General features: G+C 60.5%; 16 protein-coding genes. 1 reads left to right on the top strand and 15 read right to left on the bottom strand.

Annotation, left to right across the window (positions count from 1 at the left end; translation table 11 throughout):
- Positions 1 to 5: 5 nt before the first annotated feature.
- From FY036_RS15835 to FY036_RS15780, 13 genes are all read right to left on the bottom strand, one after another.
- On the bottom strand, positions 6 to 302 hold the full coding sequence (locus FY036_RS15835; protein ID WP_148915722.1) for a hypothetical protein: 297 nt from the start codon (positions 300 to 302) through the stop codon (positions 6 to 8).
- Positions 295 to 600 (bottom strand): hypothetical protein, encoded by a 306-nt coding sequence (locus FY036_RS15830; protein ID WP_148915721.1) that lies wholly within the window; start codon positions 598 to 600, stop codon positions 295 to 297. The genes FY036_RS15835 and FY036_RS15830 overlap by 8 nt, the downstream gene beginning before the upstream one ends.
- A 1,163-nt stretch (positions 601 to 1,763) precedes the next feature.
- Entirely contained in the window at positions 1,764 to 2,129 is a 366-nt protein-coding gene (locus FY036_RS15825) for a hypothetical protein (protein WP_148915720.1), read from the bottom strand.
- A gap of 328 nt (positions 2,130 to 2,457) precedes the next feature.
- Complete coding sequence (locus FY036_RS15820) at positions 2,458 to 3,240, bottom strand: hypothetical protein (RefSeq protein WP_148915719.1); 783 nt, start codon at positions 3,238 to 3,240, stop codon at positions 2,458 to 2,460.
- A 4-nt stretch (positions 3,241 to 3,244) separates the two neighbouring features.
- On the bottom strand, positions 3,245 to 4,876 hold the full coding sequence (locus FY036_RS15815; RefSeq protein ID WP_161601149.1) for a DNA primase family protein: 1,632 nt from the start codon (positions 4,874 to 4,876) through the stop codon (positions 3,245 to 3,247).
- Positions 4,869 to 5,921 (bottom strand): DNA-primase RepB domain-containing protein, encoded by a 1,053-nt coding sequence (locus FY036_RS15810; protein WP_161601148.1) that lies wholly within the window; start codon positions 5,919 to 5,921, stop codon positions 4,869 to 4,871. The genes FY036_RS15815 and FY036_RS15810 overlap by 8 nt, the downstream gene beginning before the upstream one ends.
- Positions 5,922 to 6,155: 234 nt before the next feature.
- Entirely contained in the window at positions 6,156 to 6,326 is a 171-nt protein-coding gene (locus FY036_RS23805) for a hypothetical protein (RefSeq protein WP_161601147.1), read from the bottom strand.
- On the bottom strand, positions 6,323 to 6,685 hold the full coding sequence (locus FY036_RS15805; protein WP_148915716.1) for a hypothetical protein: 363 nt from the start codon (positions 6,683 to 6,685) through the stop codon (positions 6,323 to 6,325). The genes FY036_RS23805 and FY036_RS15805 overlap by 4 nt, the downstream gene beginning before the upstream one ends.
- A gap of 110 nt (positions 6,686 to 6,795) precedes the next feature.
- On the bottom strand, positions 6,796 to 7,773 hold the full coding sequence (locus FY036_RS15800) for a hypothetical protein (protein WP_148915715.1): 978 nt from the start codon (positions 7,771 to 7,773) through the stop codon (positions 6,796 to 6,798).
- Complete coding sequence (locus FY036_RS23800; protein WP_161601146.1) at positions 7,770 to 7,970, bottom strand: helix-turn-helix transcriptional regulator; 201 nt, start codon at positions 7,968 to 7,970, stop codon at positions 7,770 to 7,772. The genes FY036_RS15800 and FY036_RS23800 overlap by 4 nt, the downstream gene beginning before the upstream one ends.
- Positions 7,971 to 8,011: 41 nt before the next feature.
- Positions 8,012 to 8,857 carry a hypothetical protein gene (locus FY036_RS23795; protein WP_161601145.1) on the bottom strand — a complete coding sequence of 282 codons (846 nt, stop codon included), beginning with the start codon at positions 8,855 to 8,857 and terminating at the stop codon, positions 8,012 to 8,014.
- 118 nt (positions 8,858 to 8,975) lie between these two features.
- Complete coding sequence (locus FY036_RS15785) at positions 8,976 to 9,941, bottom strand: ParB/RepB/Spo0J family partition protein (protein ID WP_148915712.1); 966 nt, start codon at positions 9,939 to 9,941, stop codon at positions 8,976 to 8,978.
- A gap of 127 nt (positions 9,942 to 10,068) precedes the next feature.
- Positions 10,069 to 11,445 (bottom strand): tyrosine-type recombinase/integrase, encoded by a 1,377-nt coding sequence (locus FY036_RS15780; RefSeq protein ID WP_235897690.1) that lies wholly within the window; start codon positions 11,443 to 11,445, stop codon positions 10,069 to 10,071.
- A 704-nt stretch (positions 11,446 to 12,149) separates the two neighbouring features.
- Between FY036_RS15780 and FY036_RS15775 the strand changes: the two genes are divergently transcribed.
- A complete protein-coding gene (locus FY036_RS15775) occupies positions 12,150 to 12,440 on the top strand; it encodes a hypothetical protein (RefSeq protein ID WP_148915711.1) in 291 nt (96 codons plus the stop codon).
- 45 nt (positions 12,441 to 12,485) lie between these two features.
- Here FY036_RS15775 and FY036_RS15770 read toward each other — a convergent pair whose 3' ends face one another.
- Together FY036_RS15770 and FY036_RS15765 are read right to left on the bottom strand one after the other, a co-directional pair.
- Positions 12,486 to 14,372, bottom strand: a complete 1,887-nt coding sequence (locus FY036_RS15770; protein WP_148915948.1) for a bifunctional sugar phosphate isomerase/epimerase/4-hydroxyphenylpyruvate dioxygenase family protein — start codon at positions 14,370 to 14,372, stop codon at positions 12,486 to 12,488.
- Between the two features lie 5 nt (positions 14,373 to 14,377).
- Positions 14,378 to 14,812, bottom strand: a complete 435-nt coding sequence (locus FY036_RS15765; protein ID WP_148915710.1) for a type II 3-dehydroquinate dehydratase — start codon at positions 14,810 to 14,812, stop codon at positions 14,378 to 14,380.
- Between the last annotated feature and the right edge of the window lie 4 nt (positions 14,813 to 14,816).

Below are 14,816 nucleotides of genomic sequence, written 5' to 3'. Positions count from 1 at the left end.
CCAGTCTACTTGCCCTGTGCATCCAAAAGTCGGGAATATTGCGCGTTCAATTCATCCGCAGTTGTCAGAGTGAGATTTGCCGCGATTGAACGGACATGCCCGTTAATGGCAGTCTGGAACGCGTTCGGATCGGTCAAGGCAGCAATCTCCCTAGGGAAGTCCGACACCTGATAAAGAGTGTGTGAAGGTGTCGAGGGAGTGATGAACGTTACGATGCCATACTCGTTGGGTTCATCGATTCGCGCCCCGATGACCTCACCGTTTTCGTCGCGGATAATGAGCATATTGAGTTCGCTAGACATTGCCGCCTCCCGTCAGACTGAAATGCGTCGCATTCCAACCGGGTGAACGCGTGTTCTCAACTAGGCAGTTGTAGGACCAATCCGTTCCGCCGTTGCGATATACGAAGCGCTTCTGAAAACGGCTGGATTCGAGCTGGGTAGTTCCCGATGGAGTCGGGAAGGTGTTGAAGGGCTTGGGATCGGCCATGATCCATTGGGCCCCGCGATCCACGCCGACGCCCGCAGGTGTGAATCGGATCGTTACCCACATGGAACCGCCATTGGCGAGCCAATAATTTCCGACGTTGTGGAATGCCATGCTGTCACCTCGTGCCAAACAAAAGCAGATTGGCCAATGGCTCTAAGGTGACGTGAGTGGTAAGCGCGGCATTATTGTTGTATGGAGGGGCCGCTGCAATTGATGATAGCAGACGATGTAGCCCTTTCATAGACTGGCAATCTGTCGAGGCCCTATGCTAGCGCCGCATTCCCGGATAACCATTTTGAGGTGCTGCCATGCGGCACGGTCAGCGCGTACTCGATAACCACGCTTGGCCTCCGGCTCGATCCTCTAGCGTTCCTTGGAACCTTCCTCATCCCGACCACGACGTCGGCGCGAACGCCACGCCCGAAGATGGGCAAGCCCTTTGAGCACAGGCCTCCACCGACGATGACTCCTGTAAGAGGGGTTGGCCGATGGGCAGGAGGCTTCCGCTGGGGAGGCGGACATTTTGCCCATGGTGCGAGTTTTGGACGCGGAAGTGCATGCCGCGACCATCTCAAGCGCGATGTCCAGTTGGCGGGCCGTAGTCGCACCGTTGCTGAAGAGTGTGACTATCAACCGGCCAATATCTTCACGTTCTAGGTCGTTGGACTCAATGCCGTTGCGCTTGCAATAGGCGTCCAGCGCCGTCCTCATAACGGTCAACTGCTTCGGACTAGCGATGCCGTAGTACGACAAGCCGAAATGAGACATAAGCTTTCTCCACATGGGGCGAAAGCGCGATTTACTCTCCCAAGCGCCCGTGTGCCGTTGAACTTCGGGCGACGTGGCATCATACGTTCGTCCGATAGAGCATGCAATTAACTATTGCGTTCCGCCTGTATTGGTGCGCTTTGCAGGCTCATCGCGCTCCCGGCACCGCAACGGCCAAAAAACCCACCCTTCCGTTGTCGAATGAACGGCAACGGCTATGCGGGTCGAAAAGGCGAACTACCCGGTCAAATTCGGCAATGCCATAAGCCGCAAGCCTTTCAGCCGGCCCGGCGTCCCGCACGCGACTCGGCTTTCAACCCCAACACCAAAGCGACGGTAGGCCGAAAGCCATATAGGACAACATTCCTGTCCTGTTGCCGGGCAAATCGGGTAGTCTATAGGACGAAAATCCTATAGCTGGGCACAGATCGCGCTTCGCACCCCCGCATGGCATTTGAATCGCAGGGAGGACCCGCCAGCCGGAAAAATTCTGGCCGGCCTCAAAGTCATTCGTCGGAGCCGCCATCCTCGCGATGTTCTTGCAGGCGGATAACAGTGGCAACCGCTGGTGCGATAAGCTGTTGTGGCTCCGATGAACATTCACGATCAACGAGCACGTTTATAGCCGCTGCATCGGTCCTTGCGAAAACGTCACCTGTACGACTAACAAAGGTATTGTAGGCGGTCAGGTAGCCGAGAACCCATTGGGTCATGGCTTCGTTAGCGCGCGGCATTGTCGCGCGACCTTGTCGGATTTCAAGCCAGCGACCACAGCTTTCGCCTCCCCAGCCCCATAGTGCCACCGTTGGTTCTTCAGCCAAGGCCGGAGTGGCAAGGGCCAGATACAGCAACATCGCGGTTTTCGCTGACATGCTGGGGCATCTCCTAACGGACAGTGCGCATATTCGCATGATCTTGGCAGTCGGAAAAACCTGAAGCAACAGTCCGGCCGCATCGTAGTCGCCCATGAAGGTCGCTGTTGTGGCCGGCCATGGTCTAGGTGGTCTAGGCGGTCACACCCTTGTCCGCCTATTCGGCTTTTCTCACACACATCTATTATGTGTGAAATTTTCCGTGCGCGATAAAATATGGATAGAGGATATGTGTGTGCGAGAAATTCCTAAAGGGCGGGAAAAGGGTGTGACCGCCTAGACCACCCGGACCAGATCGCCCATGGCCACCATGACAGCATGTCCGTGGCTACAGCTTCGGCAACTCTGGCAGTCTGCCCGCCCTTCTCAAGTCTAGGATCAGATACATCCGACCTTTGCTCATGGCTTGCTCAAGTGTCGGGAACTCTTTAGCCGACCACACCATCTTCCGTCTGCGCAACTGATAGCCAAAGCTGAATGAGCCGTCCGCACGTTGGAATGCTTGCACCATATCGCCTTGTGAGGTTTCGAGCCGCTGGCCTTTTGGAGTCGGCGTCCAATGGGAGGCCAATAGTTCCTTGCGAAGTCGGTATGGTGGCTGCTGTTGTTTGACAGCTTCCACGGCCGCTTCGGCCTCTAAGGCAAACATGCCTGCCTCAAGTTCCATGTCGAAATGCGGCGTGCTGGGATGCTTCTCGTATTCGGCGGTCGCCTCACTTGCCCGGATCATGGCCCGGCGGTGGATGCTTTGAATCTGCCGGATCGCAGAAGGATTGTTCCGCAACGGCTCCAGCCGCCGTTTGTCCTTCTCAAGTGATCTTTGACGGTTTCGATGACGGGAAGCGGCATTCCTCATGGCCTTATCACGGCCTTGTGCAGCCACCAGATCGCCCGTCATGTGCCCGGCGCATTCGCAGCCCGCTTTCAGTTCAAGACCGCTGGGGTGCTGCATGTGCTGGACATAACGGATCGCCATATACTCGCACATTTCACACGTGGCGACCGCGCTGCCCAAGTCCGTGGTGCCCACGCATTCCCAACCGGTCTTGGGGAAATCGTCCAAGCCCCATTTGCCAGCGCCACGTGCCACGAGGGCCTTTTCCTTGGACATGGCGCTAACTCCTTTCGGGGTGAGGGGCAGGCTGCAACATCCGAATACCGGCCCAATGATAAGAGCGGCCATCATCGCCACGAGGCCGAACGGTCTTGATCTTGTGCCGGGCCGCTACCTCCAGATCGCGATGGAAGAAATTCGGGCTGGAATATCCAAGAGGCAAATCCTGCTGAAGCGTCCATGATTGGTATGCCGCCCATACGTCCCCTTTCGGCGTCGATACTTCGGGGTCCAGTTCACAGCAATCGCGCAGGAAGGCGTTTAGGGGCGAAGCCAGATCGGCCATGTTGTCGGCAACGTCGCGGCTGGCGGCCGTGACCGTGAAATGGCCTTGCTCATGCAAGCGCCGCCAGCCCCCGATAGCCCAATTGAGGATTCCGGGGAGTTCGGCTTGAAGCCGGCGGTCCAGTGTCAGGTCTTCACGGCCAAGGAAAGACTCTGTCATTTTCAACGCTACGAGACGGCCGGTCAGCGCTCCGCTGACGTCCGGCAGGGCGGGTGGTAAGTTCGTGGCTATCAGGATGCGGATAGCGAGCCGAACAGTCAGCGCGCCGCCGACGTGTTTGCGCTCTACGTCCACCGGGTCTTCGCCAACGATGCGCAGAATGTTGCCGACGATGTTCTGGCGGTCGGCGTTGCGCCCGGTCGGAAGACGCATATCGGCGATGACGGCAAGCGTCTTGCCTAGTGTGCCCTGAAGGCCGAACCGCGTCCCAAGATGCTCCAGCGTCGGGCTGCATATGCTGGTCGATCCTAGGAGGCGGTCCAGCACACGCAGAATTGTGCCCTTGCCGCTACGCGGCGGCCCCAGCAGGACGAAGAACTTTTGCAGGCTGGTATCGGGGATCAGCAGATAACCGAATAGTTCCTGCAACAGCCTAATTTGTTCGGGATCATGGCCCCATAGATCGGCAAGGAATTTCAGCCAGTGAGCCGGTTCCGGCGCTGCGGGGTCATAGTCATATGGCAAGCCGTTGCGCGTGAAGAACCGCGACGACGACGGCAACAACGCACCGGTGGGCAGGTGCAATAGGCCGTTGCCACATGCCAGGATTTTCCCTGCGGGCAAGTCGCCCTCTTCGGCGTCCAGCCAGCAAGGGGGCGCAAAGGTTCCGCGCTCGACTAGCGCCACGCCCTTCAGGGCGTCCAGCACATTGCTGACTGTCTTTGCGTCGGGCGATCCGCCAGCATCTTCAATGAAGGCGTAGACGTCGCGCTTCACAAGATCGGGCTCAACCAGATCATAGTGGGTGCCACGGTAGAGCAGCCAATCGCTTTCATACCAGAGCAACGTGGGGTGGACCTCATCACGAAAGCGCCGGGCCATGGCGAGCGGGGAGACGTTGCCGCTGTCCGGCTCACCACGATTGCGCGCGGCCTTCTCGATTGCCCGAACTCGCCTGTCCACGGCCGCTTCAAGTTCACGCAGCTTCGATACGCCGTTGTCGGTAAGGTGGCGCATCAAGCGTTCGTACATCGCCCGGTGCGTGACCTTCAGTTCCGCAAGGAGCGTCAGGTTGTCGGGCCGGAACAGTCGTTCCCGGCGCTTCGGAGTGATGGCGAAAAGGTGAGTGAAGCGGTTGTGCGGTTCCGTCTCCGTTTCGGTTTCCAGATCGGTGGGCAGGTCACGCATGGTCGGACACCTTGCGCCCGAACATCGCAGCGGCTCTTGCCTTCTCTTCCGCATCGACGCGCCGCAATAGGTCGTCATCGGAAAATGCGTTGGCGAAGTGGAGCCGGTCGGCCTCAAGGCTCGACACGCCCGCGTCGTTCTGGCCGTAGCGGTATGCGTGCGCGGTCTTGCGCTCCACATGATCGTCAGGCCATGCATCGGGGAAAACCGGAACGTGTTCGCGGATCAGTTCGACGGCGAGTCCTTGCGAAATACCAAGATCGCGCAGACGGCAGGCCATCTGATAGATACTAACGGCCCCGTCGCTCGTGGCGGTCCAGTTATCGGGGTCCGATACAAGGCGGCGGGCGGCAAGGACGTCAAAGTCAGCATCCCAGCCATTGGGCGGCGGCCGGTCGCCAGCATTGACGTGAGGCGCGCGGGGCAGCGTGATCGCGGACAAGTCGAAGCCGAAGGCTTCCACCAGATCGTCAAGCGTGTGCCGCGCCACGTCGCCAGCATCGTGGACAATACGAACCTGCCACGGATGCGCCGGGCGCTTCAGGTGGTAGAAGCCCGCCAGCCTGCCAACTTGTGTGGTCAGCGTACATTTAGGATCGCCGCCGTAGCGCTCGACAAGCGCCCGTTCTGTCTTTTGCCATACGTCCCATTTGGTAGTGGGCTGAACAAACCACCAGCACTGAAACTTGCTCACGCCATCGTGGCAGGACGATGCCACGACTAGGTGCGGCTCAACGGTCCACGTGTCCGGCAAGGGCGCACCGTCCATATCGAGGAAGAGCGCGCGGGCATGGCGCATATTCTCTTTGCGTCGGGCGCGGCCATCGGTTTCGTTGACGCTCACGAAGACGCCGCATCCATGGCGCTGGGCTTCCGTTAGACGAGGCAGCACGTCGTCTAGGCGGCCGTGCAACCCTCGTGCAAGGCGTGTGTTGGTCTTGTCGGCGTCGCTGAAAAGCTGAAAAGCGACGACGGGGTCCGGCTCACCTGTCAGGGCAGATAGGTGACGCCGCGCGCCATCAAGATCAAAGGTCGGCTGGGTCATGCAGACTCCTATGGGGCGGGCACGAGCGGCCATAGGAGAACCACCCGTGCCCCCTGTGTCGGGACCAGCCGAAAGCCCCGACAACATGAAACGAGAAGCGCTTCGGCTATGCGCTTGCGCATAAATTATGCAGCAAAAACAGCAATTTAGCGACGATCCACGGGCATCCATGAACGTCCACAGAGGTTGGCGGGCCGGAACGCCGGAGAGAACCGCTCCGACCCGCCGGCCGCGCTAGGGGCGCTCGCGAAGCGCTTCGGCGATTAGGAGCCCGGCGACGAGGACAGCCGCCGCGACGGGATCGCGTGTCGTTGACAGCAGGTCGCGGAAAGCGTCGTCGGCGTCGGCAACGTCCAGCGGTTCGGTTGGGCGCTCGCCACGAACGGGCACTGGTGTGGCGGTCACGGCTGACCGCCTCCCATTTCGGCGATGCGCTGAAGAAGATCATTCGTCCGCTTGTTTGCCCGGTTGGGCGCGACGTCGAACTGGACGCCGTCTCGCTGGACAGGCTCGGGTTCGCCGTTGCGCTGACGGTATTTGCGCCAAAACTCGCGGGCGAACTCGGGAAGTTCGTCGGCCTCGTCAGCCGTTGGAACCAACAGCATTGAGGCCATCGCGATCATCTTCGGCGGGGTAGCCAGAAGTCGTTCGACGGCTGCAATGTCGCCGCGCCGGTTGGCGTCAAGCATGGCGTGCCACTGTTCTAGGCTATGGCAGGGGATTTCGGTTTCATCGGTTGCGCCGATTCTGACAAAGATTGTCATTCAACTTCTCCTAAATTTCAGATTGAGGGGGGGGCGGGGCCGCGCCCTTCGACAAAACGCAGCCCCGCTGGTAGCGCGGGTGGAAGACGGCCCGCGCCGGGTGTTTTTGGCTATTCGACGCCCAAGATGGCGCGGGCGGGCAAGACAGCCGGGAAGTCTGTGTCGTGCCCAGCATCGATCAGCGACCACGTCAAATCGGCGATCTCGCGTTGAAGCTCCAAGATTTCCGCGTCGAGTGAACGAAGCAGCTTGCGGCGCTTGTCGGCGTCAAGAATCTGTTCGGTTGGAATCGCGGCGTACTCGGCCGCGACCTTTTCCTGAATTTCAGCCGCAAGCTCATCGCGCCAATGGCGACAGGCGAGCGCTTCCATATCCGGTACGCGCGGGAAGGCATTGCCGGTGTCGAGCGCGGGTTGAGCCTTGATGCTTACCGACGGTAACGAGAACGATGGCGTTCGGCGCTCACCGTGGAGCCCGGAAATCTCGATAGCGCCTATGTTCGCGCGCTGGTCGAGCTGCCGCAACAGCGTGCGGACCACGACTTCTTCGGGCTGGTGCGAGTTGAATGCGTCCTCACGCCTCTCCTGCCGGTCTGCCAGTGTCGCCATGCGTGCAGCGCTTGCGCCTAGCGGGTCGTCGTGATCGTCAGAGTATGCGGCGGACTCGAAGAAGGCGAGGCCGCTTCCTGTTTTCCGTCCCGCGAGATATCGCGTCACGGCCGCGAATTGCTCACGGTTGATGTGCGCGCGCGACTGGACACGTGTGAGCTTTTGACTCTGCTTGGAGTCAATCTCTTTGGCCAGCTTTTCGGCCTCAACGGCTTTCGCCATTTCGGCGGTGAAATCGTGCAGGGGGTACTCGCTTGCGCGCTCTTCGGTTCTATAGCGAGCCGTCGTGGCAATCGTCAGATCGGCTGCGGTCGCTTCTTTTGCGCGCCACGCCCCTTCGGCTTCCGCGTCCAGTTCCTTGACGCGTTTTCCAATAACGCTGTAACGTTTCCCGACGCGCGGGTCACTCCGGGCCAACAGGCCTTCGATTGTATGCGGCCCGTGTTCGGGTTTCTGATAGGCAATCAATTCAATGGTCATTTCGTTTCTCCGTTGGACAGTTGGGACTCGATCCATTCGGAGACTGCGACCGACGAGAAAAGCGCCACGCGTAGCCCTTGCGGCCGGATGGGACGCGGGAAGTCGCCGCGTGCTATCAGGTTGTAGAGGGTGCTACGCTTCAGCCCGGTGCGGGCAAGAACGTCAGCGAGACGCAAGAGGGTCTGGTGTTCGGTCACTTCAAATCTCCGCAATGTCGATGCGGAGATAATCCCTCCCCCTAGTCGGGAAGGGTAGGAAAGCGGACAGACTTCCTGACTGACGAGGCAGGTACAAGCTTGCCGGCGATATTCACGAGGCGACTCGGATCGGTAGCGTGACGAACGTTCTGACACGCGTACAGTCTATGGGCCGCCACATGTTGTTTGAACGTGTCCGTTTTGACAAAACGGTCAACGACGGATGGCAGCAAGCCGAGTTCCTTCGCAAGCTCGCGATTGCTCCGGCGCGGTTCACCCAACATTTCATCCTGCACAACAAGGCAGGCCGCCGCTGCGAGCTTTGCAGGCTGCGGCACGCACCACAATGCCAAGACGGCATCATTCGTGAATCTTCCGCGCTGTCCTCCGGTCCCATCCATGGTGCCGCTCGCGAGGCCAAGCGCACAGGCGATTGCCCACCATAGCTCAAAGGAGATTGGGCGCTTCTTTAGCGCGAACCAACGCGCGGCGTCGAAGAGCAGAACTCGGGATTTGATGTCCCAATCGCCCCCATAGGCGTACTCGCGGGTCTTCGTTGCGAACACTACGGCCGCCCGCAGGTCGTCATCGCTGTTCCAACCGCTATAAGCGATATCGCGGTGCTTGCGCCGCCTAACCGTCCTGTCAGACCGCCCGATGCGGGGAGCGATCTTGGAGGTCTGGAAACCGCTTCGGTCTAGTCGCTTCACTGTCGCCTCTTCGTCGCGCCGAGCGACGAAGTTGGAGATTCCAAGGGCAACGGCAAGCGTTATCGGCCCTTGCTCTTCACTGCGGACGTAGGCGTCAAGCGGGTCACCTAGCACGGTCAACCGACTGATTGCCCTAAAGATCGTGACTCTATGGTCACGGGTCGCCTTGGGGTTCATGCAGAGTGCCTCAACAGCGCGCCGCACCGCACCCGTCATTCTCTCAGGTATGCTCCACGACGGCGGCACGGGGACAGCGAAACATAGGGCTTTTGCAGCATGATCGGTCATAGCTTGCCTAGCCCACCGTCTGTGTCGACTTGCCGTCAGCGACCGACTCCATGTCGGCAAGATCGGGCTCTGTGGCCGGTGTACGCATTACAGTTTCGAAATACCGCAACGCAGCTTCGGCGCACGTCTTCCCGACCTTGGTGGAGAGAGGGACGCCGCCCTTATCGCAAGCATCCATCATCGCCGTGAACAGCGCATCCCGGTGATCGGCGCGCGCAATCAGCGGCGATCCCCTCTTCGCCTCTTCGAGCTTTCGCTTCGCCTCGCCGAACCGGGTCACGTTCGGGGCTTCCGTCCCTTCCTCGTGGCCCTCTTCCGTGTTGCCTTCCGTCACCAGTCCGGCGGCCTCCACTTCGTTAGCAGGTGGTCGGCTCTTGCTGGACGTGTGGCCCGGCAACGTCGGCGGTGTATCGTCCTTGGCCGGCTTCTTGTCTTCCGCAAGGATGCGGTTGATTTGACGTTTTGACATACCCGTGGCTTCGGCGACCTTGGCCCCGACCCCCTTGGGGCGACCCTCCCCTTTGCGTCCACGGCTACTTAGTTTCGGGTCATCTTGTCCCGATACTGCCGCGTCCATCCGCCCATATGCCGCCGCAAGGGCCTTAACCCACTTCTTGCGTTCGGCCGCCGTGAGGTCCTGTCGCTCTAGGTTCTCGACAATCTCCAGCGCTTCGGCCTCGTCGTCGGTCATGTTTACATACACATGACATTCGATGGCGTCCCACCCCAGCGACTTGGCGGCCGCAAGACGACGCGCCCCGGCGACAAGCTGGAAATAGCCGCTGTCCCCCTCTTTCACCATGCGAACGGCTATAGGGTTCTCCAGTCCGACCACGGACATAGACGATGCAAGGCTGGTTACGTCGCCGACTTCCCGGAGACGGTCGCCGACCCTAACCCCTTCGGGCGGAAACATTTCGGTACGCCCAAACTGCTTACGACGCTTCACGGTTTCTTTGTTGAGAAATGCCACTGGTCTACTCCTTACTTGCTGTCTCCCTTGAGTTTCCGCACATTATGTTTTGACAGCGCCAAGCAAATTTCGTGCCGTCCCGCAATGCGACTTACGACCGGGATGACCGTTACTCAAGGGCGTGTTGTCAGGAGACCGCCGCGTCGCGCCAACGATCCAGCGCTTCAACGTTGGATGGTTCGGCATTGCCGAAACGAGGCGCGCCGGCACGGATGGCATCTGCGATGAACGAGGGCGCAAGGTGGCCGTAGTGCTTTTCCACCATTCGCGTATCGGCGTGTCCAAGGTTTCGAGCGACAACCATCAATGGAACGCCATTCATGACCGCCAGCGACGCCCATGTATGACGGAGCCCGTGGAAGCCGATGGCCGGTTTGATCTTCGCACGCTCGCAAGCTTCGATCATCGGACGAGCTTGCTGGGACTTCTGCCATGGTTCTCCAGCATGGTTGGGGAACATGAGTTCGTCCCCTGCCCTGCCGGCCGTGGCACTCAAAAAGTAGTCCCTTCCCTCGTCAGTCAGGACAACGTGACGAGCCTTACCCGCCTTGCTCTCGCGTATCGTTACGGTGCCGACGTCGGGATTAAAGTCTGCAACTGTCAACGCGGCTAGCTCGCCGTAGCGCGCGCCGGTCTGAAGTGCACCCTGCACCAATAGCCGGAAGGCGTGGTCGCTAGCATTTACGAGGCGTTGGGCTTCGGCGACCGTGAGATACCGAGCGCGGGCAGCGTCAACCGACTGATAGGGTTCAACACGTCGCCACTGGGAATCGCTGGGCGTGCTGCCGTCCCGCCACGCGCGGTTCAAAGCTGCTTTCAGCACCGTTAGGGTTCGGTTTGCCGAGGCCTTGCGCCGCCTGATAGCTTCAGGGCTATCATCCAATTCACGGAATTTCGGTTGAGCCCCCTTCTTTGACCGGACCCTTGGCGGGGTTTCTGCCACCTTTCGCAGCCACGAGCGGATTTCTTTCGCGGTCAGCTTGTCCACCAGCTTGTCGCCGAGCGCGGGAAGGATCAAGGCGTCGGCTCGATAGCGTGCATCCTGTGCCGACTTCCGATTACCTTCCATCCATTCGATGTAATCGTCCACGGCCTCTTTAACGGTGATGCGCTTCGCGACTTTGACTGTTTCGCCTGATAGGTCGGCCTGCATTTGCCGGGCTCGGTCCTGTGCCTGCCAGAAGTCCAGAATGTTTTCGCCATCCGCGTCCAGCATGTCGTCTGCATCGGCTACCGCTTCAAGACGATATTCCTTGTCGCCGACGTAGAACCGGGCGACCCACTTGCCGCCCTTCTTGTTTTTCCGGTAGCCGATGTTCAGGCCGGGGCCGATGGCTCGATAGTAGGGCTTTGCCTGAACTGCAAGCTTCGTCCTAGCGGCTCTACTTTCCAGTCCGGAATCACGAAAACGCCTAGCCATTTTTGTCCAACTTTTGTCCAACCAACGGGTGTGGACGCCAATGTTAGCCGATGGATAGCCGGTTGAAAAGCGCTTTCGTTTCAATTGGTTATACTGAACTTTGGTGGACTCTTATGGACGTACATACATCTCTTTCACGGCGGAAACACGGGTTCGATTCCCGTTGGGCGTGCCAGAAATTTCAAGCACTTGGTGCTATCCTTTCCCCAATCCTTCAAATACGCGTCTCGCAGAGATGCAGATTTGCGCGCGAACATTGCCGCTTCCTATGACAGGAAGCTGTTGATCGACGCGAAAGCCGATTGTGCGACTCAACCGGGAGTGGGAGCCTCTGATTGCTGACGAGGGGGTCAGCGGGGTTGGAGGCTCGGCTTGCCATTGGCAGCCTCCCATGGCCGAGCCTCGCCCTGGGGGTATGCGTCGAACCGGGTCTCGGTTTGTCTTGAGCTCGATGATGCGTCGGGTGCCGTATTCGGGCTCCCATATGCCAGGCGGGACATATCGGTGCGTGGGCGTCGTTGCCTCGCCGCAACCGGTCATGGCCATCATCACTGCGTCACGGGCAGCTCCATTGCAAGGGGTTCGTCACCCCTGCCCCGTCTCGGTATCGCGGTTAAGCTCGTTCAGCGGCAGGCGGGCCTGACAGCCTAAATCTGCGGCCGTCGCGGTAGTGAACTTCAAGCAGTCTTTCCAGCGTGCCGGACAGAGCCAATGGCAACGCGTTTTCTCGTATCGACGGGAACCTGCGTCGCCGGCTGCTGTTGATATCGATAACCGGGAGAACTGCCATGAAGAAGATCACTGCCACATTCCCGTCTGCGGAGCTGGCGCAGACGGCGGTCGATGCGCTGGCAGATGCCGACATTGAAGAAGCAAATGTGAGCGTGGACGAGATGGATGACGGGAGCACCGTGGTGACGGCTACCGTGGATGACGAGAAGCTCGATGCTGCGGCAGCAGTTCTTGACGCTGGATCAGCTTCCAGCGTGGAGGATTGGTCGGATGCGGCCGAGCCGACGGTTGAAGGTCATCCCGACGGAAGCGGCCCCATGGTTATTCCACTCGTGCCGACCCGCTGACAGCTTTCTCGCTGCTTGTGCGGCCTTCCGGCTGCACACTTGAAATCAGGCCCGCGGCATGCCGCTGGGCCTGATGGTGCGCTTCTGGGCGGCGATGCGGAATTGCGCGTTGGGGGCGCCGTAGCCTCTGTAGCCGGCCCTGCGTTCGACGATCTCGAAGAAGAAGCCTTCGCCGAAGTTGCGGCCATACATCTGGAAATACTCACCGTCGCCATCGCGATCGTAGAGGATGTTGGCTTCGCGCAGCCGGTCGGTCAGCTCGGGATCGAGGCCAAAGCGCGCTTCGAGATCGTCGTAGTAGTTGCGGCTGATTTCGAGCGGCTGGAAGCCGAGGGCTGTCAGCCTGTCGGCCGTCGCGAAGATGTCATGGCAGGCGAATGCCAGATGCTGCACGGAGGAGCCGAAGCTCTCGGCGATGAAGTGTCCGGCCAGCGTCTTGCGGTTCTCGGCCCCGTTCAGGGTCAGACGCAGCGCGCCGTCGTCGCTCTCGATCACCTGGCTGCGCACGAGGCCGGCGGGATCGACCACGTCGACCATAGGCGACTTACGGGTGCGGAAAATCGATGTGTAGAAGAGCAGCCATGTAAGCATCTCTTCGTAGTTCATCGTCTGGGCGACATGGTCCACGCGCGTGAGCCCCGCATCCTGCATGGCCGCGCCGGTAGGCTCGAACTCTATCTCCCAGACACGCGAAAGCTCGCTCTTGCCGTCGATGAAATAGATCACGCCGCCACCGACGCCGCGGATGGCGGGGATAGCCAGTTCGCCAGGCCCGTGGCGCTGCTCGAACGTCTCGGCGCCGAGCGCGCGGGCGCGCGCGACGGTAGCGGCTGCATCCTCGACCCTGAGCCCGATCGCGTAGGCCGACGCGCCGTGGATCAGGTAGGAGGAATGGGCAAACCCCTCCTTCTCCGTGTTGACGACGATGTTGATACCGCCCTGCCTGTAGAGCACGACGTCCTTGGTGCGATGCGTGGCGGCCAGCGAGAAGCCCATAGCCGACAGAAGCTGGCCCAGCTCCTCGGCTTCGGCCTCGTCGGCCGCAAACTCCACGAACTCGACGCCGCTGGTCACGATGCGGTCCGGCATGGCCGGAACCTCTATCGCTATGTCGGGTTCGGCGCGGGCGACCTGGTCCATCAGGTGGATGAGCGATCGCCGGCCGTCGACCGAGATGGACTTTGGGGAACCGCCGCGGAACTGGTCGTTGAAGATTTCCAGCGACAGCGGGCCATCGTAGCCGGTGGCGGCCACCGCGCGCATGAAATCCGTCACCGGCAGGTCGCCCTCGCCTGGCATGTTGCGGAGGTGCCTGCTCCAGTAGAGCAAATCCATGTCGATGCGCGGCGCATCGGCAAGCTGGACGATGAAGATGCGATCGCCCGGGATCGAGCGGATCGTATCCGGATCGATTTTGCGAGCCAGCGTGTGGAAGGAATCGAGGATCAGCCCGATGTTGGGATGGTCGGCGCGGCGCACCACCTCCCAGGCGTCGCGATGGTCGCTGATGTGCCTGCCCCATGCCAGCGCCTCGTAGCCGACACGCAGGCCCCGGCTAGCCGCACGCTCGCCAAGCTCACGAAAATCGGCAGCCGCGCGGTCGATGCCGCCCAGCGAGACCGGCGAGACATTGGAGCAGATCAGCATCAGATCGGTGCCGAGCTCGGCCATCAGGTCGAACTTGCGCTCGGCGCGGTCAAACGCGCGGGCGCGGTGCGGCTCAGGCATGCCCTCGAAGTCGCGGAACGGCTGGAAAAGCGTGATCTCCAGCCCGTGGTCGCGCACCATGCGCCCCACTTCCGCGGGCGTGCCGTCGAAGGCGAGGAAGTCGTTCTCGAATATTTCTACCCCGTCGAAACCGGCGGCAGCGATCGCCGCAAGCTTCTCGCGCAGGTCGCCGCTGATCGATACGGTGGCAATCGAGGTCTTCATAGAGGTCATGGCTGCTCTATAAGATCGATCAGGGCCCTCACGCCATGCGCATATCCGCGCGCCCCGAGGCCGGCAATCACGGCGGTGGCCGCCCGCGACATCAGCGAGTGATGATAGAGCTCCTCGCGGCGGTGGATGTTGGAGATGTGGAACTCGACGATGGGACCGGGGAACATCTTGAGCGCGTCGAGCAGCGGGATGGACCGGAAGGTCAGCCCAGCCGGGTTGATGAGGATGCCCGCGCCATCGTCGATCGCCTCGTGCACCCAGTCTATCAGTTGATGCTCGGCATTGGTCTGGTGGAACCGCAGCGCACGGTCGCCCGCCGCCTCGCGGCAGATTGCCTCCACCTCGGCCAGCGTGGTCGTGCCGTAGATGTGCGGCTCGCGCTTGCCGAGGCGGTTGAGGTTCGGGCCGTTGAGGATGAAGATCGGTTTCATGGGT

Origin of the sequence: Neoaquamicrobium microcysteis (genome assembly GCF_008180155.1) — a bacterium.
Lineage (GTDB): Bacteria > Pseudomonadota > Alphaproteobacteria > Rhizobiales > Rhizobiaceae > Aerobium > Aerobium microcysteis.
The sequence above is the reverse complement of the archived record's forward strand: the minus strand, read 5'-3'. Positions and strand labels throughout refer to the sequence as shown.